This is a genomic window from Paenibacillus sp. SRL342 (assembly GCF_984798905.1).
In genome coordinates, this window is sequence record NZ_OZ481790.1 from 670,544 (window position 1) to 695,087 (window position 24,544).

Genomic DNA, 24,544 nt, shown 5'->3' on the forward strand with positions numbered 1-24,544 from the left:
TGAGTTGGTGTATCTAATACGATTGAAACCAAACCACAATGAGTCTTTGTTGAGTTACTTGAGTAGAACTGCTGAAGCGAACGAGTTTTCTTTAACTGATGTGATCAAGGATGTGAAAAGTAAAAAGTACACCTTACGAATCGATCGTTTGTATCTTATAGATCTTCACCCTCATGTGACGCTAGATCTTGAAGTTCTTGCTGAACGTACTCAACAAACAGAAAAACAATTATTACAGATGACATGCTACTACGCTTTTTCTAAATTTAGTCACAGTGAAAAGGAATCATATTCCCGTTTTATGAACGGACTCACCAGAAGAAATCTCTTTTATTGTTCACAGTGTTTAGTAGAGCATAATTATATCCGTTTAATGTGGAAGATAGATGGCATCAATTTATGCTTAGAACACCATTGTGAATTACGTCAAAAATGTGATTACTGTAGTGAAACTATCGATCTGAACAAGATACAGGCGGATAATTGTTGTCCCTCATGTAAATTATTTCTTGGCCAAGGGGAATGTCTTCTTATAAAAGATGTATCTGCTCTCCTTCAGCAGAAATGGCTAGTTTCACAATGGGAGTATTTATTGAGAACGAGTACAACGTTTTTTTCGCCTAGGGATATAGCATACAGAGTTGCTTTTTTGCTTCAGAATATCGACCAAAAGTTAACCTTAAAAGAGGCTTGTGTGAATTATGAAGTGAACTATCAAGAATTATTACAATTCGCTCGGGGGACATTAAATCATCAAAGAAGCTTTCATCTTCACAAATTGCTGAATGTACTTTTTAAGTGTGAGGTAGAGATACACCAATTCCTCTCCATAACTATCCCAGAACAAATCAGCTCACAACTGTCATCAAGCGCTAGCTCTGTAGCAACTGGTATCGATCATGCGGTGTGCTTAGCACCTTGGTGTCCATACTATAATTCAGGTGAGTTCTTGAAGAAGACGGGAACACGATATAAAAAGTTAAAAGATGGCTCGGTCCAAAAAAATTATCTATTCTGCACTCAATGTGGATGTACGTATTACTTTGGTGAGCAGGGCAATCAATTTGAGAGGGATGGTTTCATCGATGGCTTTAGTATCATACACTCCTTGAATATTGAACATATACAAAACGATAAACAATTCAAACCAGGTTCAATTCCTAATAGTGTATGGGCTTATTTTCAGACGAGATTAGAAAATCATATACTGATTGAAAAGGAACTATTGGATAGGGTTATAAAAGCAATTATTAAGGGCAACAGTCTAAATCAGATTAAAAGTTGGAGCTGCTGGACTTCAGCAGATCAATATTTGTTATATAGGTATCATATTGATGTGCTTAGAGTCAGACATTTTAAGAAGAGGGAAGTCACTAAGCCAAAAAAACATACGAATCAAATAGCCATGTTAATACATGTGACGAAACATTTCCTGGACAAGGACGAGACAATCACGTTAAACAAATTCGCAAGCTACTTGGAGATATCACCGACCACACTCCAAAATTGGAACGAAGGTTATGTGGAATACACGAATGCTAAGGCCCTACAAAAATCGGAACGATTAAAAAAGCGTAAGGAACAGTTGATTATTGAGATAGATAGATTAATTGAGAACCAAAAGTTTGCTGGAACATTACTGAGAGCAAAGGATATTTACGACCATCTAGGTATAAAACAATCTTATTTAAGTGATTGGGCACTAGAGATCACTAGGTATATTACTCATCAAGTTGGAAAACATAATAATACATTGAAGTCATAATTACAGCCGGGGAGACACACTTCTACCTTCGGCTGTTTTTTTTCTACTATCTCAATTTTCTATTATTAGCCTGAATATTCTTAGGAGGTACAGACTGATGTATATACCCGCTAGGAAGATTAAAGCCAAAGTTAAAGGATATCGAGGGAAAGAGCCATTCTTTAGTTCGGGTTTAATGATTCACTGGGATAGCTTCTTGGAGCGTGATTATATCAGATTGGCTGATTTTGATCAGGATGTGGACGAATTGTATCATCAGCCACTTTGTATACATTACATGCAAAATGGGGAGAGACTTCGGTACTTTCCTGATTCCAAAGTGATTTTAAAAAACGGAAAAACAATTATAGTAGAGGTCAAACCATTTGAACTATTAAATGATCCAAAAAATCAAATCAAATTTGAGGTGGGGAGGAGGTACTGTGAAGAGAAAGGTTGGTTATATCAAGTGTTTACTGAGAGAGAGATAAGACCTGGTGAACTCCAACAGAATTTATCTATATTAAGGCGCGTTAAACTTCATAGAACGGATCCAGCGATACTCAAAGCTCTGTTAGATGAGTTTAGTAAATGCGATGAAATCGATCTGATCTCCTTCAGAAACCGTTGTAGTGATGTAGAGGATCATTTATTTTACTTACATTTACACAGTTTGGTATATGACAATATGATCAAAGTCGATTTAGTTCATGAAAAATTGAATGAATATTCCGTGTTGAGGTGAACTGAAATGTTTATGAAATTTACTTATGGTACACGTTTTCATATTGGATCAACAGAGTATGAATATTTGTTGCAAAGAGATATGGATGTTGAAGTTTTAAATCTGGCATATGGTGAAAAGGAGTTAATGCCGATTCAAGATATTCTAGCCGCCTACAATTCTAATGATCCTAAATCAAGGCTTATGTTTTCAGGATCTGATTATAACCATCTATCCATTGAGTATGTTCCGGGGGATTATGAAGTTGATGAACTTGAAATCATGAACAAGCGGTATCGAGTGATTGAACCCTTTTTGAAGGGTGAATTAAAAACTTCTGAAATTAAGTCTTATATTGATAACTATCCAGATCACTTGAAGGTAGATGAAAAGTTGTCTGTAACCTCATTTTATCGTTGGCTGAAATTCTGGTCAAAACGAAACAATAAAATTGATCTTATTCCGAAAAAAATGGGTCCAAAACGTAATCGCCTACTTGATCCGGAGCTCTCCGAAGTGCATAAGATTATTGAAAAATATGAAAAGAGATCGGAGACATTTACAGTTCGCGATAAGTATTTAGATTTAAAAAGTGTCATTCATGATATGAATGAGATGAGAGAAGAGGAACATAAATTGAACCTGCCCTCTGAGTCCACATTCCGACGAATTCACAACAAACATGTGAATACATTTTTGCGAGATAAAGAAATCATGGGATATGCAAATGCTAGTTTGAAGCACAACGGGGTCCAGACTCCACAACGGGCTACATTACCGCTTGAAGTTCTTGAAATAGATTGGACTCCCGTGGATTCTCTTATTAAAGACTTTGAAAACAATGAATTATACCGTCCAATACTTATGTATGGAATAGATCAGGCTACCAATGAACCTATGGGACTTCATATCATTATGAAAAAGGAACCTGATGTAGGAGATTTTTTGCAATTACTGTTACATTGTATTCTTCCTAAAACGTATCTTAAAGAGCTGTATCCACGAGTACAAAAGGAATGGTCAGCATACGGTGTCCCACAAACGATTGTTTTGGATAATGCAAAAGTGAATGATTCAAAAAATTTAGAAGAGATATGTAGTTTTTTAGGAATCGGAATCAGGTTTACTGGAATTGGCGCTGGTAATCAGAAAGGAAAAGTGGAGCAAGCACTGGGGAATATCAATCATAAGGCATTTCAAGGTCTTGCGGGCTCTCTTTTTTCGAATGTCCAAGAAAAGGGGAACTATGATTCTAAAGCAAAAGCAACAGTGAGCTTGAAGAGTTTACTTCATATTGCTCATATTACCATCGTAGATAGAATGGCAAATAATTACAATCGGGGTGAGGGTATCCAAGGGGTACCAGAAGAATTATGGAAAAAAGGATTAATAGAAAATCACATTCATCCCGCAATACCGCATAGCCGAGAATATTTAGAAGTATTGTTTTCCACAAAAACGGCGCTACGCGTAATTAGTTCAAGAGGAATTAAGCTAATGGGGCATTTTTTTTACAGTGAGGAATTAATGAAATTACGAAGAAAGTTAGAGAGAACTGGAAAAAATACAAAAATTACTGTTCGTTATGGCTCTGATATGAGGACTATATATGTTCGAGACGAAGAGAACAATCAATACATTCAGGCCTATATCAAAGACGGAGGGTTGCATCGATTAAACATTGATAAAAACTATCCTATCCTTCCTGAAGTGCTCGAATATTGGGATAACAAGGATCACAGTGAATATTATGCATTTGATGATACCCATATTGGTAAAGCCATTCGTGAAGTGCAAGAGATCGAGAAAGAGGACAAAAAGCTGAATCGTAAATTCAAAAATAAAAAAGCTAAAGAGGAGGCAGCAGAACACACCATGTATAGTGCCTCTAAGGGAGTCGACGCTGAGCATCTGAAAATGGTTCCCGCAGATGTGATTATAAGTAATATTACTGAAAACTTATCCGAAAAGAGTGTAACTGTTGAGAAGGAAAGTAACAGTACAATTGATGCTTTAATGAGTACATCTCCTGAGCCTGGCGATTTAATTATTGAGGATTTAGATTTGGATGAATTATCTAAAACATGGGGCGTTAGTCGAAAAAGTAAGGACGAATAAAAGTAATCACAAACTGGTTTTGAAGGTTAATTGATGATGAAAAATGGGAATAATCCTTTATAGATGAAAGGCAGGGTTCCATTTGTTCGAATCACTGATGGGGCAAGGTGCGAGTATACAGGAATTGGTGAAAAGAAAAGAGCATGTTAAAGGGATCATTGTTCATCATCCCCAGTTTCTAGAATTGCTAAATGAATTAGAGATGATGCTCTATTTCTCTGAAGGTTCTGTGAGTCCCGAAGGAGTGTATATTTATGGAGACACGGGTGTGGGTAAAAGTACGCTTACTCTAAAATTCAGAGACAGGTACCCTAAAGAACACATCATAGAAGAGGAGCAAGAATACACGCGTATTCCAGTGTTGCATGTTCGTGTTCCACCTAAAGCTACAAATCGGATGTTAGCCTCCAAAATTCTTGAGAAAATGGGTGACCCTTTGCACTATAAGGGTACCGAAGCACTCTTAACCAGCCGCATTCACCACTACGTCAAAAAGTTAGGAATTAAAATGTTAATCCTGGATGAACTACAGCATTTAATTGATGCGGAAACGGAACATGTTCTTAAGACAGCTTCTAATTGGGTTAAAACTTTCACAGAAGAGGTTGGCATTGCTGTTGTATTGAGCGGAATGCCGGAATCTCTCCATGTGTTTTTGGCAAATCCGCAATTGGATCGGCGATATTGCAATAAAATAGAGTTACTGCCCTTCTCATATGGAACTACTGAAGAAATCATAAGTTTTAGGACATTCTTGAAAAAAATAGATGGCCAGCTACCATTTTCAGAAGTATCTAATTTAGCTGATCCGGAGTTATCAGGAAAAATATATTATGTTACAAAAGGGGTTCCATTTTATGTGATGAAGCTTTTAGAGGAAGCCACGGTTATTGCAGCTATGAATGGCTCCGACTCCATCCGTCAGATTGATCTAGCTAAAGCTTTAACCAAAATTAAGCAAGTAGGTCGACCATTCGTGAGTAATCCTTTTCTACATGAGGTGTTTGATCTTAGTTTGTTATTTACGAAGGAACATGATGCTGAAACAAAACATAAAGAAAAGCTCATCGAAAAGGGAAAGAAAAGAAAAAAACAACTGTAATGAAGGGGCAATTTTGATGCATGTGCTTCATTTACCTCATCCACTGATTAACGAAACCATCGAGAGTTATCTCAGCAGGATACTGGTAGGCAATTGTTATACAAGTATTAGTGATCTAAATATCTTATTTGAACTAGATGAAAAAATTCATGTCACAATTAACTCATCACATAAAGGAATCTTAAGGAAGCGAATGAATTCTCCATTTACGGTGGAGTTATGGAGAGATGAGGACAAGAGAAAATGGTGCCTTAGCAATGAATACCTCAGAAAGTTTCTTTTTTCATCGCATTATACGAAGGTGTGTCCTCAATGCTTGTCCGAGAATTTGTATTATAGATGTGTTTGGAGATGTTTGGGGTATACAACATGTCATATACATGATTGCCTTATGCAAAATCAATGCTTGTGTGGTCGCAAAATAGTATGTTTATCTCCTGAGTTAGGAAAATGTAAATGTGGCTTAGAACTGAAGGATTTACCGCGTAATATAATTGAACAGCCGAAGGTTAATCACAATGCTTTTTTCCAAACCCTGTTTAATAAGCAATTGATACAAGGTTCTCACCTTAATAACTACGTATCTTCGTTTTTATATCGAGAGTATGTAGAGTTGCTTTTTAGGCTGGTTAACATAGATTATCAGAATAATTATCAAATATCACTTCTAACAGCACATCATCCAAATGATGAAGTGCTGCGACTCTCGTTAGAGAGAGTCTTTTCCTATATTTCTAATTATAATAAGCAACTCAGTGAGTTGCTTATTATATTAGATAAATCGATATTTAGTGACGGATTAATCAGACTAAAGGAAGAACTTACGTTGGATTGCTTCAGTTCAGTTAGAGATGAGATTGATATGTATCTAAATGAGAAGAATAGCAAGAAACAATTGCATAAATCTATCTTTCTAAATAAGATCACTCAACTGATATCCACTGCTTCATCTAACTTCAGGGAAAGCGAATAATTAAGGGGGTTCATATATGAAACCAAATTTTAATTCGGATAGGATAGCAAGCCTACTTAGCCACATTACGGAGAGGCAAAACAAAAAAATTAATGCTCAATTATCGTCCTCCTCGTACAAATCTTATGAAACAGATAACCGTTTGTATCAAGAGTGGTGTTCTGCTCATGGCTATAATCCATATCCTTCTGACGAGGGAGAATTATCTATTTATATTGTATCAATGGTTTTAGAAGGTTATAAGTCCAGCACTATCCTTAGGAAACTTGCCTCGATTAGGCACGCTCATTTCACCCAAGGATATCCTCCGCCTAACACTAAGATAATTTATTCTATTATTGATGGATCAAAAATTGCATTAGAGACCGGCAGAGAAAGTAAAAAGAAAATTAACAAACAAGACATAGATATAATGTTAGACTCAATACCTAGGAATTTGAAAGGGGTACGTGATAAGGCTTTATTGGTTTTGGCATATCATAGCAAATTGTTGAGGGAAGAAATCGTTACGCTTAATGTGGAAGATTTAGATTTCTCAAATGATAAAAAAAGCGTAAGGATTGGCTATTGGAAAAAAGGTATTACTAATCAAGGGCATAATCAAAAAAAAGAATATGTAATTTTAAACGTGCAAAAAGAGAACTGTCCTGTGTTAGCCTTGAACGAATGGTTAGCAGTTTCAGAATTCCATACAGGGGCTTTATTTCGACCGATTAATAGACATGGTCAACTTAGAAATCTTCGACTATCTGGAAAGTCTGTTGCAAATATTGTTAAAGAGTATGCCGGAAAAGCAGGGTTGGATGAAAGATTATATTCTAGTAGTAGCTTTAAATGAGAAATTAGTTAGTTGCTTAGTCATGCGCGTTAAACCAATCATTATGGATTGACGGAGCCAAAACAATATAGAGTGTTAAAAAATCTTATTAGTAGAACGTTGACTGGAGCTAAAGGACACCCAGTTCACGAAAGCAAGATAATAAGACTAACCGTAGGTGGACACGCTCAGTGATCTTTCAGATGAGCGTAACATCCTGTTACATCAATATCTAAGCCAATAACGTAAACTCGAAAACCAATCGACTCCCAGTATGGGATAACTGAAGGAACTCGAAGCAGAACTGAAAGAGATGTGTCGCAGCTCCAGGAGAAAGAACATCGACTTGCCGATGCGGCACAAGAACAGGCTACCCTTTTTTTTCGTTAAGCTTCACACTTCACATTACAATGCGTTTTTAACAAGAGGATAACAATTTAAGTTTTGTGAACTCAATGGTAAAAGTTGTGTAAAATTGGATATTTTTGTTGATGTTTATAATTTGAATGCATATAATTATATTTACTTACAGAAGTTTCTTGTTTGCATAAGGAGGAGATATTATTAAACACATTAGTGTAATTGGCAAAGGACCTATTTCAAACGCACTCGTTCATGCAATCCAGTTACAGATATGAAATTTGTAACCTCTTCCTCACATGAAAAGATCGATGCTTATTTTTATGTCACGGAAGAATCATTATTAATCCCAGAGCACATCTCCACCCAAGGAATACCCATAGTAACTATTGGTGGAACAAAAGAAGACTTGTCATTTTTTCTTCTAACAAGGGAAGAAAGTGATATTTCGACTTCTGATGTTATAAACACACCAAACGTTCAAAATATTTCTCTTTTGCGTATTTTATTTTCAATATCTAATATTAGTGAAAAAGTTAAAAGAAATGGATCTTGAAAATATTGAAGTTATTGTTGATGGTGGGGTTAAAATACACAATATTTCAGAAATATCTGCATTAGGTATTCATGGTGTGGTCTCTGGTATAGGAATTTTTGGATATTCCAATATCACAGAAGCTACAAGAAATATGAAAACATTATCAAATATTAATGACGGATTTTAATATGATGTGCCACACTTACTGCAATTAAACAAAACAGGGACCAGGGACGAATTTGTGTTTAATTCACCACAACACTATATATGAGATATAGAAAACCTGAAACGCTATTTATAGCAAAAGGAGATAGCATTAGATGAGCCGTACAGTTGCTGTTTGGATAGGAGTATTTGTAACTTTTCTTTGGTCATCATCATATATATTGAACAAACTAGCCTTTGATGAGGGAATTAGTCCTATTATGCTGGCTGGTTTGCGTTATCCTATTGCAGTAATCGTAATATTTATTCTATCTTATTTTTTACAGAGACGTAAGAATAGGAGAGAACAACATTCTACAGTAACTAAGGTTCCTGAAACGAAATTAAAAATGTGGCACTATATTTTACTGGGTATAACCGGATATTTAATGGCCCAAGGTTTACAATATGCTGGCCAATATTTTATATCTCCTACGCAAACCAGTATGATGCTTAGCATAGGAAACAATTTATTCATTATTCTTTTAGACATAATATGGTTGCGTGAAGTTAAAAGTCGAGGGATTTCCATTGGCGTTTTCGGTTTAATAGTTGGTATTATATTGTACTATTATCCTTGGCATTTTGAGACAGGGGCTCTAATTGGAATAGGTTTAGTTCTTCTATCATCCATTGGTTATTCTATAAATTTGATGGCAGATCGTTATTTTATCTCAAATGGTATGGCTCAAGCAAAACATCTTGTTCTACGGCCAATGCTTATTGGGGCGTTATTCATGGTATTTGTAGGTTTATTGCAGGCAGGTATCCCAACAATTTCTCTTAAACTCTGGATTCTTTTATTGTGGCTTGGAATTATCAATGGTGCCTTAGCTTTCTATTTATGGACTTGGATTCAAAAAACATTACGAGCATATGAAAGTAGTGTCCTTAATAACCTAGTTTTGGTCCAGGTGGCTGTTCTTGATGTTATCGTTCTAAATCAAAGTTTGAGTATTCTTCAAATTATTGCCTTAATTTTATTATTAGCTTCTGTTTGTTATGTATCGCTTGAACCGAATTTAAAAAAACTTCGGCCTAAGAACGAGACATTATCGTCATAACGGACTTATGTGAGACTATTTCTAAAAAAGGAAGGTTAGTCCAACGAAAAGTCAAGACTGCATGAGAATATTCGCTCGAGACTCATCGTCCAATCTTTTATTGGTAACGGTGGGTCTTTGTGTATTAAGTGCTGACTACGTGAGGGACAAGAACGTTTTGGGAAAGTGTAAAAGCGGGAATCTTCGTTTCTGATACGTCAGTCACTGTACTAATGATCGCGGGACAAGGCATGATTATGACTCTCGGAGGGACATTGCTTGCACTAGGGCACATTTACGTATTTGCTCTGCTGTATACGGTAAACAGCCGCGCCAGCCTGTTCGTTAAGTTTGAGGCGGTTGGTCGTCTGTCATTGACGAATTACCTAATGCAGAGTGTAATCTGTACAACGGTTTATTACGGATCCGGATTGGGAGTGTTTGGCCGCGCTGGAGTGTTCTTTGGAGCGATTATTGCGCTTTCTGTATACGGTATTCAATTATGGTTCAGTCCGCTATATCTCAAAAAAATCAGCAGCGGACCAGTCGAATACGTCCTACGAATTGGGACATATTTGTCCTGGAAAGGGCAGCCAAGAAAAAAGAAAAGAACGCACCAAACTTCTCAATAAAGCAGGGTGGCATCAATTGAGCATGAGATTCTGCCGCGAAACGCAATAAGAAGCCTGTTCTGATATAAAGTGTACCCTTTGTAAAGGACATTTTGAAAAAAAACTAGGCAACTTGTTGAAGCTGCTGTCTGTATTTTACAGGCGGCAGCTTTTTCAAATTCCATTGCCCTCGATAATGATTGTAGTACGTCATATAACTCTTAATTTCTCGTCTTACTTCTTCTAATGTTTCGCATTCTTTGATATTCGTTTCATCCTTAAAATGCCCAAAGAACGATTCTTGGGGAGCATTATCCCAACAATTGCCTCGACGTGACATGGATTGTATTAATCCCATTTTCTTCACTACGGATTGGAATTTTGGATTCGTATAATGAAAGCCTTGATCGGAATGGATCAAGGCTTCTTTGGTTAAATGGCGATGCTTCTGTAATTTACGAAGCGTGTTTAGCGCAATTCCTATACTTAACGAAGAAGAAACTTCATACGCCAAAATTTCATTCGTCTGTGCGTCTTTAATCGTCGATAAATACGCACGTTTATTGCCTTTGTACGTTAAATAGGTGATATCGGTTAATAACACCTTTCCCGCCTCGCCTGGCTTAAAATTGCACTGTAATTCGTTTGGACATGTGCGATGTTCTTTCGTTGCTTTTGCCATTCTACGGGCTGGATTAGCCTTTCGAATGGGACAGATGATCTCAAATTTCTTCATAATCCGGCGAATCCGCTTCAAGTTGTACGTCATTTTGTACTGATTTTCTAACGTCATTTTGATTTGACGTGCTCCTTTTTTTCGTCCACGAAAATGATACGCCTTTAAAATAATTCCCTTTACAATCTCATCTGTTTTGGCTTTAGCTACACGCTTCTGCATTGATTTTTCAGAGAAGTAATTGTAGTATCCAGAACGTGATACTTCCATAACATCGCATAGATAGCTGATTAACCGTTTCATTTTATACGTTCTGATCGTCCGATCAATGAGTTCAAACTTCAGCTCTGGTGCCACTTTTATTTCTTTTTCAACATCTGCCTTTCGAGTAGATCGAGCTTTTTTAGCAGTTCATTTTCCGTTCGTAACAATTGATTTTTTGCTTCTAATCGTTCAATCTTTTGCTCTAATGTTAATTCACGTTCCGATGGGCGGCCTGAATTTGTCTTACGTGTATCCTGTAAGCCTTCTACACCCGCTTCACGATACGAAGCACGCCAACGTTTTCCGGAAGAACGAACACGCTCCAAACCAATACATTCAACATCTAAGCCTGCTTCTTCAAAAATGTCTCGTGGCAGTTTCCCCTGTTCATTTTGTGCAATGAAATGGCGCTTAAATTCATCGGTGTACGTAATCGCCTTTTCGCTAACAGCGATTACATTTGGATTCCGTTTTAGCAGTTCTTGTTCTTTCTTTGTCAGTAATCTTTTCGTCATAACAATTCCGCTCCAACCTCTTTTTTTTCATTATAAACAAAATACCCTATAAGATGGGCTTTTTTCAAAGTGTCCATCTTATAGGGTACATTTTAATAAAGGATTGGTTTTTTTTTTTCATTATTAGGTGTGATGTCTTGTTGTTTGAAAAAAGTGATATATCGGTAGTAGATATTAGATTTGGAGTTAGTTAGAGACCTCAATAGGATGTTGTTAGTTAAATTTTCGAACGTGGGATTACCTTGATAATAATTCAACTTCAACTAGGGTGTGTCTTCAAACTGATTACATGGTAATAAAAAAATCAGATATGAGTGAGAAGCAAAATTATCGTAAAAGTGCTAATAAATAAGTAACATATCATTGATAATAGCTCTACGACATAGATAATAAAAAAATACATTAAGAGGCGACTGTTTTCCTGATTTAATCTGGGAGAGGTCGCCCATTTTTTGAAGAAACTTCAACTCATATTTTCTGAATGCACCTTTAATCGCAGGCGATTGAAATTTCTAGGTGAATAATCCATCTTATCTGCAGAATTAAAAATCTCAAACAGTGTATCTTTAACGTGATACTGATAAAATACTTCAAGTAATTGAACCTAACCTAAGTTAAGGGGATTCTTTTGAAGTGGTTTTTACTCTGTACTTTAGTACATTATGAATCTTGTCATATTACTGTTTTGTGAGTTTCGAAATGTGGGAAAGTTTGGTTTCTATAGAGAAAGATGTAAGAGGGCATTAAGTGCTCACTATTTATTCCTATTCTAATTTGTAAACGCATAACTATGAAAGCAGATATACTATATGATTATGACAAAGAACAGTATACATCAACTAAGAGACTCACCTGAGGTTAGAAGTATTGGACTGGATTTGAATCTAGAGCGTAGTGCTAATTAGTTAGACTTAAGTTAGAATCAGAGGTTTGTTCATAACTTGATGATTTTAGATCTTAGTATCACTTATTATTTTGTATTTTAACTATAGTGACTTAGTTGAAATCAAGACTTGATGATTACGGATTATTAATATTTTTGTTACAATTTGGATACAAAAGAACTAACCTTAGATACATCTGTTACCTATACTTTTCAGTAAAGCTAAACTATATAACTGAAAGTAGGTATTTCAAAATGAGATTTAGAGATAGAGATCACACTTTCAAACGAATTGGTTATATTTTGTTTGTAATGGTTATGATCTTTGCATCTGTGACGGAAAAAACAGCAGCGAGCTCAAAAAGTAGCACTACAGCAAATATAAAAAAAGTAGCGTTAACATTTGATGATGGCCCAGACAGCAAATATACTGATATGGTTTTAGATATACTTAGTAAACACCAAATAAAAGGTACTTTTTTTGTCATAGGTGAGCAAGTGAAACGTTTTCCTAACACAATGAAACGTATTGCAAGTGCAGGTCATGAGCTAGGAAATCATACTTGGAGTCATCCCCATTTGACCAAAGTTAGTACAACCAAAATTCGTGAAGAGTTAAGTCTTACAAATAAAGCTATTCATGATAGTACCGGCGTTGTACCTAGATTCATGCGTCCCCCTTATGGAGCAACATCCCCAAAAGTGAAGGAAGAAATTGAAAAATTCGGATTGATTCAGTCGTTGTGGACTGTGGACACGTTGGATTGGACTAAAAATTCGGTATCCGATGTTCTTCAAATTGTTAAATCGAATAAAGGTGCTAAAATCAATTTATTAATGCATTCCGGTGGAGGAAATAGAGAAAAAACAGTAAAAGCTCTTCCTCAAATAATTGAGTATTATAAATCCCAAAACTATAGCTTTGTCACTTTATCTGAGTTGAATGGATTGTCAAGTGAATCCAAATTCTCTCCATCCCCTACAAATCAGAAAGAAACCGGTGTGGTTACTGCAGATGTACTGAACGTAAGGTCAGGTCAAGGGTTGGAGTATCCTATCAAATTTAAAATCTTCCAAGGAACTGAACTTGAAATAATTTCCAAAGAGGGTGACTGGTACAGCATTAAGTTATCTGACGGCCGGAGTGGATGGGGCAATGCACAGTATATAACTGTATATCAATCACCAACGGCACCAAGCTCCTCATTGCCTCCTTCCGATACTAAGCGAGAGGTTCAATTAGTTTATAATCAGGAAAAAATTAGTTTTCCTGATGAAAAACCATTTATGGATCAGAACAATAGAGTACAGGTACCGTTGCGATTCATTGCAGAGTTTTTAAATTTGAAAGTCAATTGGAATCAAAATAGTACTCCGAAGACAATAACTCTGAATAATGATCAAGTTGATGTTCATATGCAAATTGGAGTCAATTCAGTTTTGATTAACAATGAGAAGATTGTATGGGATACAAGTCCTCTCATTATTCGAGGTAAAACGTATGTCCCTTTAAGATACTTAGGTGAACTTGTGACAAAGGAAGTAACTTGGGACACCGCTGCAAATAGCGTAATCATTACTGATAATACCGTAACCGATTCAAATCATAATGTTATCGAAAATCCTATGAATTCGTATGCGATCTTATCTGTGCCAAGATCTTCTGTGTCTGATGCAAAAAAATGGGCTAAATCTAAAGGAGCTACAGAATTATTTGTGAGTTTGGCAGATATTATATGGAGAGAATCGATTAAGGTAGGTGTAGATCCACTGGTCGTATATGCTCAATCTGCCAAAGAAACAGGGTTTGGTAAATTTGGAGGGGTTTTAGATGATACATTTTTGAACTCAGCCGGACTTAAAACTACAGAAGGCGGGACAGATATAGATCCAGGAGCGCATCAACAATTTAAAAGTTGGGAAGAAGGTGTCCGAGCACAAGTTGATCATTTAGCTTTATATGCAGGTGCCCCGGGCTATCCAAAGACTGACACATCAGATCCAAGACATTTTTCATATCTCTGGGGCACTGCCCCTACAATTGAATCACTTGGAGGTGCCTGGGCACCTAGTTCCTCTTACGGATTGGAGATTATCAAAATGATGCTACAAGTAAACAAATGAAGATAATAGCTTAAGGATATAGTATATCAAATGGATATGATCTGTTTATAGCAGAAAGGGTTTTAATATGAAAGCATTGTTATCTCGCTTGATGATTGTCATACTCCTTATCTGCTCGGCAATTATGATAATTATCTTGTTCGTTGAGAACCGAAATACTAATTTTAACTTAACGAATAGAGTCGTAGCTATAACTTTTAATCATGAAGCAAGTACTAACTATATAGAAGATATAATGAGGACCCTAGAGACATATGAACTTACTGGGACTTTTTATGCGAATAATGAAAAAGGGTTTGACCACTTCAATAGCATAAAAACTTCCTTTAGAAAAGCACATGAACTAGTTTATTGTTCAAAATCGCAAAATACGGATGATAAAATAGCGTTGATTAAAGCTAGGATATGTAGTGATATAGCGAACTCTCATGGATTCATAAATAACGAATTTGTAAGTTTTTTTGCTACAGCCAATATATCACCTCAAGATGTTATAGGAGAAATTCAACAGCATACTCATAAAAAAATGATAGTAGATGTGTCTCCTCATGGAAATGATCGCAATGAATATATTAAACTCTTGAATAAAGTAATTAAAAGCTACAAATACAAGGGTTACTCCTTTGTTACTGTATCTCAACTTCTTAATTAAGTAAGGATTGCTGATCAGCACTCTGTGATCAGCGAGCCTTCACTTTTTTATTTTTGAGAGATAATACTGGAGCTGATGAATTATGATAATAGCACCTGTCTTTGATCGAATTCTGTTAATTGTCGGCTCTCAAAGGATAAAGACACATTGGTCCGTTTATGGATTAGGAATGAGTAATTGAATTGTATCTGCTTATATTTTGTGCATTACAATTCATTAATTGGATAAAATGATTTTAAGAATGTTACAACTTAGATACAAAAATTCTAAAGATGGTTACATCTCTTACATATAATTTTAGTAGACTTGTACTTTTAGGCTGAAAGGCCAGTAATTAAGTATTTTAAAATAAGGAAATCTGTTTTAAACAATGTTACAAGATATTCGTTATGAAGGTAGTCGTTACAACTATGGTAGATTAGTGTTGATTCAAACAACAAAGCTGTTATCAGTATGGACTATAAGTACATTGGTATTGTACAAAGATGAGATGGACTATTCAGATAAGAATGGTTGTCGTGTTTACCATCATCATGTTTGTGGGCTATGCATCCCTTTTAGTCATCTTTAAAAAAGTCAGTATGAATAACATGTATAGGGCAATCGAAAAAGAAATGATTAATTAATACGGATTGTCAAACCATTGAAAAAGGTATAGTTTATATTATTAATGAAAGTCGCAGAGTGAATGCGAAGGTTGTAGATATCCTCGAAAGATCTGTGTCAGCTGTATCTAATCAAATGTATGCGATGGAGAAAATGGATATGTCAGTGCTCCTACAAGACACGTGTGAAGAACTATCCATCAAAGCATAACATTAAATTAGTTACCGAGATCGAGAGGGATCTCTTAGTTAGGTAATAAAGATAGATTAAATGAGTTTTTATAAATATTCTTGATAACTCTATTAAATTTGGAACTGTGAATTCAACTATATTTGTTAAGTCTTTTCATGTTAAAGATAAAATTAAAATTACAACTACAACTACAACTACAACTACAACTACAACTACAACTACAATCCGTGATCAGGGCGATGGCATTATTTGAACCTTATTACAGGAATCCTGAGATCACCTCTTCAGAAAAGGGAAGTACAGGACTAGGACACTATTGTAAAAAATATAATTAATTAACACGGGGGTAAGGTAAAGATGACCAGTAAAATAGGGGTAGGTAGCGAATTTGAAATAACGCTCGAACCGTATAAGTCATGCAGGGCATAATAAACGGCGTAAAAAAGTACAATAACCTAATTGTTCTTACAATACTTTTATTTGTATTTATTTTAGGTCTCTATACAATCAGTTTTTTATTCTCGGAAAGCAATTCAAAAACGAAGCTCGTGATTATGACTGATGAAATACTAACTACAAACACGAGTTTAACAAGAGATAGCGCGTTTCGTTTAGATAGTGTTTTAAAACAAAGTTATGATTTTCCGATGTATGGAATCTGGGTAGCAGATTCTAATACAGTATTGGTCAATCAAATGCACCCTTCTTATTCAGGCATCAAGATTTCTATGCTGAATATGAACAGTGGTGAAGCAAAAGAAATTGACACCAATGTTAATTATGGTATGGAGTTTACTGCGGATCACAAGAAGATACTATATAATAAATACGCGAAGAATGGTGAAACCTTAGGAACATATGAATATGACTGGAAGAGTCAAAAAACAAAGTTGTTAGAGCAGAAAAATGTACGACTTCGTACCCTGATTTCAGGGAGTCAGTTTTTAGAGTTTGATAATCAGCAGTTTTATAAATATAATATTTCTTCAAATAAAAGAAAAATTCTTTTTACTATTGGAGAATTAGAAAAAAGGCTAAAGCAACTCACAAAGTATCAGATGATAGCATTTGCTGATACTACATTCGTTGATGAAAATCAAAATTTATATATGACAGTTAGTTATAATGGAGAAGGAGATGCTATATATCAATATCCTTTAAATTCTGGTAAAGAAGATGTAGTATTAGCTAATGCGGATTATATTGAAGAATTTAGGATTATGAATAATAATGACATTTTATTTTCAGGCGTGGTAAAAGGCGTTGAAGGGTTGTATCTGTACAAGCCGTCTCATAACGACTATAAATTATTAGTTGATGGGAAAATATCTGGCTTTGATCTTGATAGTGTTAAATCTAGAGTAGCATATGTTAAAGTGCTGAGCAGTCATCGGGACAAAAATGAGTTACACGCAGCATATCTAAAAGAAGATAAGCTCTCAAGTGACACTACAATTTTTTTCAATATTCGGGATTTCAACCAAATATTTTGGATGGATAACGAACTCTTCATAAGTGAAACTTCAATTAAAAAAAGCGAGTTGTATCGATTTACATTTAATGTATGGTGATTGAAAGTGTACTAAAAGCAACTAGTTGCTTTTAGTACACTTTTTTTGAGATATTTAGAGATTTAAAACATTTTACATTTTCGATACATAACACCCATGGGGGGATACAACTCATTGTTATAGTTAATCTAGTTAATTAGTTTAAAGAAAAGAAAAGAAAAGAAAAGAAAAGCTGGTGGAACATATGAAACAAAATATGAAGTTTAGGTCTTCATCTCGTCGAAAAAAAGTAATTAGATTGTTTTTAATGGTGAGTATAATAATAGCCCTTTTATTTGTGATCCGAATGTTAACTGTGAAAGAACCGAGAACTGAAACGAATGAACATGCTTTAACTATAATATCCAAAGATTATAGTATGGGAAATCAGCAAGACTCAGAAGTAAAAGTGAACACCGCACCCGAAGGAACAGAAGATAGTGAATTGACGTTTAATCAAACAGAAGAAGACGTAGCATATGTAGAGAAATATTTAAACCAGCAAATGCGAGGAGAAATGCCTGAGGGAGCAAATGGTGAAAAAGTAGCATACTTGTCTTTCGATGATGGTCCCTCAACGACAGTTACGCCGACAATATTAGAGGTTTTGAAAGAGAAGAATGTGAAAGCGACCTTTTTTGTACTAGGAAAATCAATTGATCGTGATGATACAAGTAAAAATTTAATGAAGAGAATACATGAGGAAGGGCATCAAATTGGTAATCATACGTATTCGCATAATTATGATAAGTTGTACCCTAATGGAAAGGTTAATGTTACAAATATAATGAGTGAAATAAAAGAAACAGAAAAAACGATAGAACAAATTCTTGGCAAGGATTTCAAAACTAGAACGATTAGATTACCAGGAGGAAGAATGACATGGGGGGGGAAAGATCCTAGCGGTATGGCAGAGTTAGATCAAATATTGGAAAAAAATGATTATCACCAAGTAGATTGGAACACCTTAACTGGGGATGCGGATGGATCTCCAAAAAATGCAAAACAGTTATTTAACGAACTGAAACGAACCGTAAATGGAAGAGAAAAAGCCATGATTTTAATGCATGATACTTATGGTAAAGAAGAGACTGCAAAAGCTTTACCTGAAATAATCGATTATCTCATTGACAGTGGATTCATTTTCAAGACGATGAAATAGACACCAGGGAATCATTAAGTCATTGTTATCATACTTAATAATTATCATAATCTAATCTGCTCTTCAGCATAATAATGAACTCGTTTGTTGAATAACTTAGCTTCACTTAAAGCTTTGATATCGTGAATTTAAGTAATTTTTAATATATATTTAATTGATTAATTTATCCTACAAAGAGAAATTATAATTGTAAAGGTAATCTTCAAGGCGATTCTTCCACACATGAGCGGGGAAATCAATCAAGTATAGCGAGGGGAAAAGAATCAAATGACAAAAGAATTGAAATGGTCCCCAGCTAAACAGCTCTCCTTTATAATCTCTAGAGGAAAAAAAGGAAGTGCCGGTTTACGATTGGATCTGTTCCCGACCTGACGAGATATAACGGACAAACATATGTGATCTTAGGTCTTAATGTTATTGCAGCTGATACGAATGAAGAAGTTGAAATATTATTCGCAGAAATGTTTCAACAGTTTCTGAACACAAGTACTGGTCATAACAAATCTTTTGAAAACCTAGACCCTGCTGAGCAAAAATAAATTGCATCACAAATGGGTATAACGATTAGTGGCGATCAAGATGCGTTACATTACAGTTGATTGATTCTTAAAAAACGTATGAGGCAGATGAATTAATGGTTGGCTCTTTCATTTATTATCAAGAGATAAAAATTCGCTCTTATGAGATCTTAAAAGAAGCTTATTCATCTATTTCAACCCATTAGCAAAAAGTATTGATTATTATGACGTTAAAAGCCTTTCTTAAAATAGCTTATTAAATCGACATATTTTTAATAAGCTATTTTCCTCTTTCATTGGGGATCCTGCCTGTTACATCTTCAAAAAGCTTTGCAAAAGGGAAAAGAGGGTGCCGAGTCTTCGGGCAAATAAGCGAAGGCCAAGTAAGATTTAGAGAACTTGAAACAACAGTGAAGAACCCTCCGATTTTTCAGTATTTAGTCCATTTCAACACGCTCTCTTTTTCTACTGTCTACCTTGAGGTGATAATAGTGTCGGGGGACAAGAACATTGTTCCATTCTAAGTCGCTATTACAGCGACTTTTTTGATTATGGCTTTAGCCAGTTGAGTGCGTGAAACCCTCGATCCCTCCACCCGCTATGCGGGTGGAGGGATCGAGGGTTTGACCACCAAGACCATTCCGATAAAATTGAGATGTTCAGGCTCAAAAGAAAGGAATGGTCTTAGATGGCAAACAAGAGCTATAGCCTAGCTCACACAAAGAGGATGTGCAAATACCACATTGTATTTACCCCGAAGTATAGACGGAAAGAAATCTATAATCAAGTGAGAAAAGATTTAATCGAAATTTTCAAACGTCTGTGTAAGTACAAGGGAGTAGAAATTATAGAAGGTCATATGATGCCCGATCATGTTCACATGTTGGTAGCGATTCCATCGAAAATGGCAGTCTCCACGTTCATGGGATATCTAAAGGGAAAAAGTTCACTAATGATATTCGAGAAGCATGCTCAGCTCAAGTATAAATACGGCAATCGAAAGTTTTGGGCAGAAGGGTACTATGTGAGTACAGTGGGTCTAAATGAAGCAACGGTAAGAAAGTATATTCGTGAACAAGAAGCACATGATCAAGCGTTAGATAAGCTGAGTGTAAAAGAATACGAAGATCCATTCAGCAGTAATCGGAGCAAAAAGAAGTAAAACCAGTTTAACTGGTGAGTGAAAGTGACAAATAACACTGAGCCTGAACAGCCCTGCTGTCAGGCTAGCGTCTTTAGGCGCAGTTTGGCAACCACCCGTTGGACGGGTGATCCTGATTTAATTGAACATCATTTACTTCAAATTAACAAGCAGGAGATTATAGATCAGGACTGCGGCTTCTGCACGACTTGCTTGTAATTTAGGATCGAAGCTTCCACTCGGATTTACATCCAGAATATTAGCTTGTTTCAGATCTGTGACAGCGTGCTGAGCATATTCAGAGATATCTACTTGATCGGTGAAAAGCGATAATTCCTGTTCAGTCGCTTGCAAAGAGTGGTCGGTTACAAGAAGTGCGCGGTGGAGGAGTACAACCATCTCTTGTCTTGTCAGGATATCATTCGTTCCGAACGTGCTACTGTTTCTACCCTGAACGATTCCTAGCTTCTCGGCTGAGGCCACAGCGGTGTAATACCAAGCATCTTTTTTAACATCTGAAAATTGGCTGACAGCGGCAGCATCATTAGCATCAAAGAACTTCACTAACATCTGTACAAACTCAGCTCGGGTGAGTTTTCCAGCCGGATCATATGTCTCGGGGGATTTCCCTGTGATGATGCCTCTGGCCGCAATGGCACGAACGGCATCGCTTGTTGCGGACGGAAGGGAACCGATATCGGTAAACCCAACATGGTTAAAAGTTACTGAATACTTACTCAATTGCTCGGGTCTATAATGGATTGTATTCGACTTTTGATCGTAAGAAGAATACTTGATAATATGCAAACCTTCATCCACATTGTAAACTACCACCTGATTCGGATGGAATCCGGCTTCAAGGATATACGGTAGCTTCAAGGTGACCGGTTGACCCGACCACTGAAGAGGAGTACTGTCTAGACCTAGTGAGAAGTCATACACTGGGCTGTCGCCAAGCAGTGTACGGATCTCGGTTGAAAGCGTCTCTGGAGATGCTACCGCTATACTAACCGATAGTTGTTTGGCATTCTTCTCAAATAAACCTTTAATATAAGTTGAATCCAATTCAACGGTAGTTCCTAGCGATTGAATAGAAACAGATTTAATAGAAGAGGTTTCAACCGTTCGAATCCAATCTCCAGGCAAATGTACCTCGACTTTCTCTAGTCCTCTTAAAGTCTCCACCCCAATCGTAATCTTCCCGTTTACAGCTTTTCTTGCAGCATTCTCCAAGTTTTCGTGGGTTAATGCCACTATTCCATTCTGATCTGTCTTGATTCCCAAACCGTTTATCGTCTGAGAAGTGTTGCTTCCGGGTTTCGCCGGTGTAGAAGTGGGAAGTGTACCTGTGCCAGTATCTGGGTTAGGGTTGGGAAATGGATATGGATTAGAAGAGCTATTGCCACGGACAATCTCTATTACGTAATTCGCCTGTACTCTTCCATCCAATGATTGTACGGTTACTACTGTTTTCCCTACATTTACAGCTGTTACAGTAAATTCAGTGACACCCGTTTCTGTTTTGTAATTGACATGGCTGACCTTGGCAATGCTTGTATCACTTGAAGTGACTTGCAACTTTTTAAAAGTAGAATTGCTTGGCTTGACCGTTGCCATTATGTTGGATGTTTCACCAACCGACAATGTTCCGACTTTGCTGTCCAACTGAATACTTTCAGGGAATGTATTATTATCCACATTGTTCAACAAAGCGGTCAAATAAATCAGTGGTGAGTTATAGTTCAGCGCTTGTTCATTGCTCTCCCAGTCTACGGTTGCCTGATTGTATGCTTTGGCTGGGAAATTGTATTTGCCATTATTGTTCGGACCTCCCGGCATATAGCCGTTGGGCATCTCTTTAATAAAGTCACTCATATAGATGACATGATGAGTTGTGTGAACCCGGTTCTCTCCATGACCCGTAATGAAGCTGAGCTGTAATGGGTTAATTCCGAGTAGATAGTTCAAGTTGCCGCTGGCGACCTGAAGCATGCGCTCATCGTAATTGTCAATAATTCGGTTTCCAATATCCAGGCTCACGGCAACACCTGCAACATTCGAGTTAGCTCCCCAGTAAAATCCCTTGTTAGTGGAGTTATGCCAAATTGCCTGATTTATAGCTGTATCGATGACGATTCTGCTCCAATCCTTGTATTTAGGAATGAACCAGTCCTTGACCTCTTGACTTGGTGCAGGACCACTCAAATAATGATAGAAGCCGATTAATTCCATACTTCCGATTCCGTGAGAGAAATCAGTCGTATTGAATTTGTTTGCAAATGCTTTATGGTTGACCACTACAAAATCGTTATAGATTTCTTCGCCTGTAGCTCTGTACAATGCGGAAGCAGCATAGAAGCGATCATTGAGATCATCATCGTCATTATAAGGACCATCTGGCTGAGCGATGAATTCCGGATGCGCTTCGAGATAAGTCCAGCCTCTCACAGCAGAGTCGAGTAGAGTATCGGCGTATTGCTCCATACCCGGAATATCCTTAAATACCGTATAAGCGTGTGCGAGAGCTCCGATGGTTGCAGCAGTTTGGGCTGTAGGGATGATACTTTCCTCTTCGGTGCCATCAATGATATAACGCTCCGGCGCAGGTTCTCTGACGATATATGAATAGAATCCGCCTGATTGCTCATCCTGCATTTTCAGAAAGAAATCGGTTTCAAATTTGATTTCATCTATTAAATCAGGGATGTTATTTCCGCTTTCTGGTATGTTCAACTGACCGTCTGTAAATTGCTCCGGAAATCTTTCATAGGCCCAGAGCAAATCAGATACTGCAGTTGCAGCTGCGGTTACATATTTTCCGGTATCTCCTGCATCCCACCATCCGCCTGAAACATCTTTAAGCTGGTTAGGGTCGGACTGAAGAGGAAGATTGGCATCTACCTTATGTAATCCGGTTCGTGCGAACTTTCCTGCGTGTTCCGGAAGCAGATCGACATTCGCCCTTTGGAAATAAAAGAATTTCTGTACATCTTTCAACAATTCTTCATATACGTTCATTCCAATTTCGAAAGTCGTAGATGACTCATCTATCCCGTCGACCGTTATATAGTATTTCCCTGGTTCGTTTAGGTCCGAGAAGTTAGCTTCGAATACTTTTTCCCCGGATAATTCGTCATAAGCGGCTACGAGGGATAGTTCCCCTGAGTAAGCAATACTATGATCAGAGGTTCGTTTAACCTGAAAGGGTGTGCCAATATCTGTGGACAATTCATTGTAGTAACCGCTTATATTTGCATACTTATTACCATAGCTAAGGTAACCAACCTGATTAACCTTTATTGGAGCATAGCTTGGTTCTACATCCGGTGAGGTCACTTTAATATTTGAAATCCAGAAGGTAATGGGCGTATTATCTCCGGAAAGTTTTAATAATTGAATCTTACTTTCATCGAAGAGGGAATCACTGTTGAATATATCTTTGAGTGGGATGGATACATGCTGCCACTCTGTAGTGAGAGAAGTGTATTCGCTAAGTTGCACTTGGCCATCGATATTTGTTTCTTCAGGATTCTGGTCGTTATCTTTGTAGAATTCACCATTACCGTCTACTCTTTCGTGAACAACATCCCGGAATCCAATCCGGAATTCTTCATCTCCTTCTGCTCCGACAACATCGAATTCTAGCGTTCCATTCTCATAAGGGCTAAAATCGAAGGATTGCCAGCCATTAATTACTAAGTGGTCTGACCAATAATCGTTCGTTACAACTTTACGAGCATTTTGTTCTTTATAGACTTCGTTGGTAACGGTTGTTCCACTACCCCATGCGTTTTCTTTAATTTCAATATCACGGAGTGTGTTCCAGTTGTCGCCCCCTGGAGGAAGGTGATTCACTGAGGGGGTCTGCTCTGTAGATGCAAAAGAAGAGGGACTCACAAACGTTAAAGCGGTTACAAAACTTAAGGAGAAAATAGTCAACTTACGGAGGATACTCACACGCTTTATCTTATTCAAAATAGTATCTCCTTTCGATTTTTTTGTAGTTTAGCACTAATAAATAGAATAG

General features: G+C 36.8%; 17 protein-coding genes. 15 read left to right on the forward strand and 2 right to left on the reverse strand.

From position 1 onward, the window contains the following. Positions 1–22 precede the first annotated feature (22 nt). The 10 genes from AC4E8D_RS03180 to AC4E8D_RS03225 all read left to right on the forward strand — a co-directional run bounded on the left by AC4E8D_RS03180 (position 23) and on the right by AC4E8D_RS03225 (position 10,255). Positions 23–1,765, forward strand: a complete 1,743-nt coding sequence (locus AC4E8D_RS03180) for a TniQ family protein (RefSeq protein ID WP_490205831.1) — start codon at positions 23–25, stop codon at positions 1,763–1,765. A gap of 97 nt (positions 1,766–1,862) precedes the next feature. Further along, the gene (locus AC4E8D_RS03185; RefSeq protein WP_490205832.1) at positions 1,863–2,489 is read left to right on the forward strand and encodes a TnsA endonuclease N-terminal domain-containing protein; all 627 of its coding nucleotides are present in this window, start codon (positions 1,863–1,865) and stop codon (positions 2,487–2,489) included. Between the two features lie 6 nt (positions 2,490–2,495). Next, complete coding sequence (locus tag AC4E8D_RS03190; RefSeq protein ID WP_490205833.1) at positions 2,496–4,586, forward strand: TnsB C-terminal domain-containing protein; 2,091 nt, start codon at positions 2,496–2,498, stop codon at positions 4,584–4,586. An 82-nt stretch (positions 4,587–4,668) separates the two neighbouring features. Then, entirely contained in the window at positions 4,669–5,688 is a 1,020-nt protein-coding gene (locus AC4E8D_RS03195) for a TniB family NTP-binding protein (protein ID WP_490205834.1), read from the forward strand. Between the two features lie 16 nt (positions 5,689–5,704). Further along, the gene (locus AC4E8D_RS03200; protein WP_490206461.1) at positions 5,705–6,661 is read left to right on the forward strand and encodes a TniQ family protein; all 957 of its coding nucleotides are present in this window, start codon (positions 5,705–5,707) and stop codon (positions 6,659–6,661) included. A 16-nt stretch (positions 6,662–6,677) separates the two neighbouring features. Continuing rightward, positions 6,678–7,499 carry a tyrosine-type recombinase/integrase gene (locus AC4E8D_RS03205; protein ID WP_490205835.1) on the forward strand — a complete coding sequence of 274 codons (822 nt, stop codon included), beginning with the start codon at positions 6,678–6,680 and terminating at the stop codon, positions 7,497–7,499. A gap of 613 nt (positions 7,500–8,112) precedes the next feature. Beyond that, positions 8,113–8,394, forward strand: a complete 282-nt coding sequence (locus AC4E8D_RS03210) for a hypothetical protein (RefSeq protein ID WP_490205836.1) — start codon at positions 8,113–8,115, stop codon at positions 8,392–8,394. Continuing rightward, a complete protein-coding gene (locus tag AC4E8D_RS03215; RefSeq protein WP_490205837.1) occupies positions 8,384–8,563 on the forward strand; it encodes a hypothetical protein in 180 nt (59 codons plus the stop codon). Before AC4E8D_RS03210 ends, AC4E8D_RS03215 begins: the two co-directional genes overlap by 11 nt. Positions 8,564–8,696: 133 nt before the next feature. After that, positions 8,697–9,644: a DMT family transporter gene (locus AC4E8D_RS03220; RefSeq protein WP_490205838.1), complete on the forward strand. Its 948-nt coding sequence runs from the start codon at positions 8,697–8,699 to the stop codon at positions 9,642–9,644. Between the two features lie 212 nt (positions 9,645–9,856). After that, entirely contained in the window at positions 9,857–10,255 is a 399-nt protein-coding gene (locus tag AC4E8D_RS03225) for a DUF418 domain-containing protein (protein WP_490205839.1), read from the forward strand. Positions 10,256–10,358: 103 nt separating this feature from the next. Here the strand turns inward: AC4E8D_RS03225 and AC4E8D_RS03230 are convergent. Next, positions 10,359–11,689, reverse strand: a protein-coding gene (locus tag AC4E8D_RS03230; protein ID WP_490205840.1) for an IS3 family transposase whose coding sequence is annotated in 2 segments (ribosomal slippage) — positions 10,359–11,308 and positions 11,308–11,689 — 1,332 coding nt in all. Because the reading frame shifts where the segments join, the coding sequence is not laid out codon by codon here. A 1,138-nt stretch (positions 11,690–12,827) separates the two neighbouring features. On the opposite strand from AC4E8D_RS03230, the gene AC4E8D_RS03235 reads away from it, so the two are divergent. From AC4E8D_RS03235 to tnpA, 5 genes are all read left to right on the forward strand, one after another. Next, positions 12,828–14,696: a polysaccharide deacetylase family protein gene (locus tag AC4E8D_RS03235; protein ID WP_490205841.1), complete on the forward strand. Its 1,869-nt coding sequence runs from the start codon at positions 12,828–12,830 to the stop codon at positions 14,694–14,696. Between the two features lie 67 nt (positions 14,697–14,763). Beyond that, complete coding sequence (locus AC4E8D_RS03240; RefSeq protein WP_490205842.1) at positions 14,764–15,348, forward strand: polysaccharide deacetylase family protein; 585 nt, start codon at positions 14,764–14,766, stop codon at positions 15,346–15,348. 1,352 nt (positions 15,349–16,700) lie between these two features. After that, positions 16,701–17,717 carry a hypothetical protein gene (locus tag AC4E8D_RS03245; RefSeq protein ID WP_490205843.1) on the forward strand — a complete coding sequence of 339 codons (1,017 nt, stop codon included), beginning with the start codon at positions 16,701–16,703 and terminating at the stop codon, positions 17,715–17,717. Between the two features lie 184 nt (positions 17,718–17,901). Then, positions 17,902–18,858 (forward strand): polysaccharide deacetylase family protein, encoded by a 957-nt coding sequence (locus tag AC4E8D_RS03250; protein ID WP_490205844.1) that lies wholly within the window; start codon positions 17,902–17,904, stop codon positions 18,856–18,858. A gap of 1,206 nt (positions 18,859–20,064) precedes the next feature. Beyond that, positions 20,065–20,538: an IS200/IS605 family transposase gene (gene tnpA, locus AC4E8D_RS03255; RefSeq protein WP_490205845.1), complete on the forward strand. Its 474-nt coding sequence runs from the start codon at positions 20,065–20,067 to the stop codon at positions 20,536–20,538. A 132-nt stretch (positions 20,539–20,670) separates the two neighbouring features. On the opposite strand, the gene AC4E8D_RS03260 is transcribed toward tnpA, so the two are convergent. Further along, positions 20,671–24,492, reverse strand: coding sequence for a glycoside hydrolase family 9 protein (locus tag AC4E8D_RS03260; protein ID WP_490205846.1), 3,822 nt, complete (start codon positions 24,490–24,492; stop codon positions 20,671–20,673). Between the last annotated feature and the right edge of the window lie 52 nt (positions 24,493–24,544).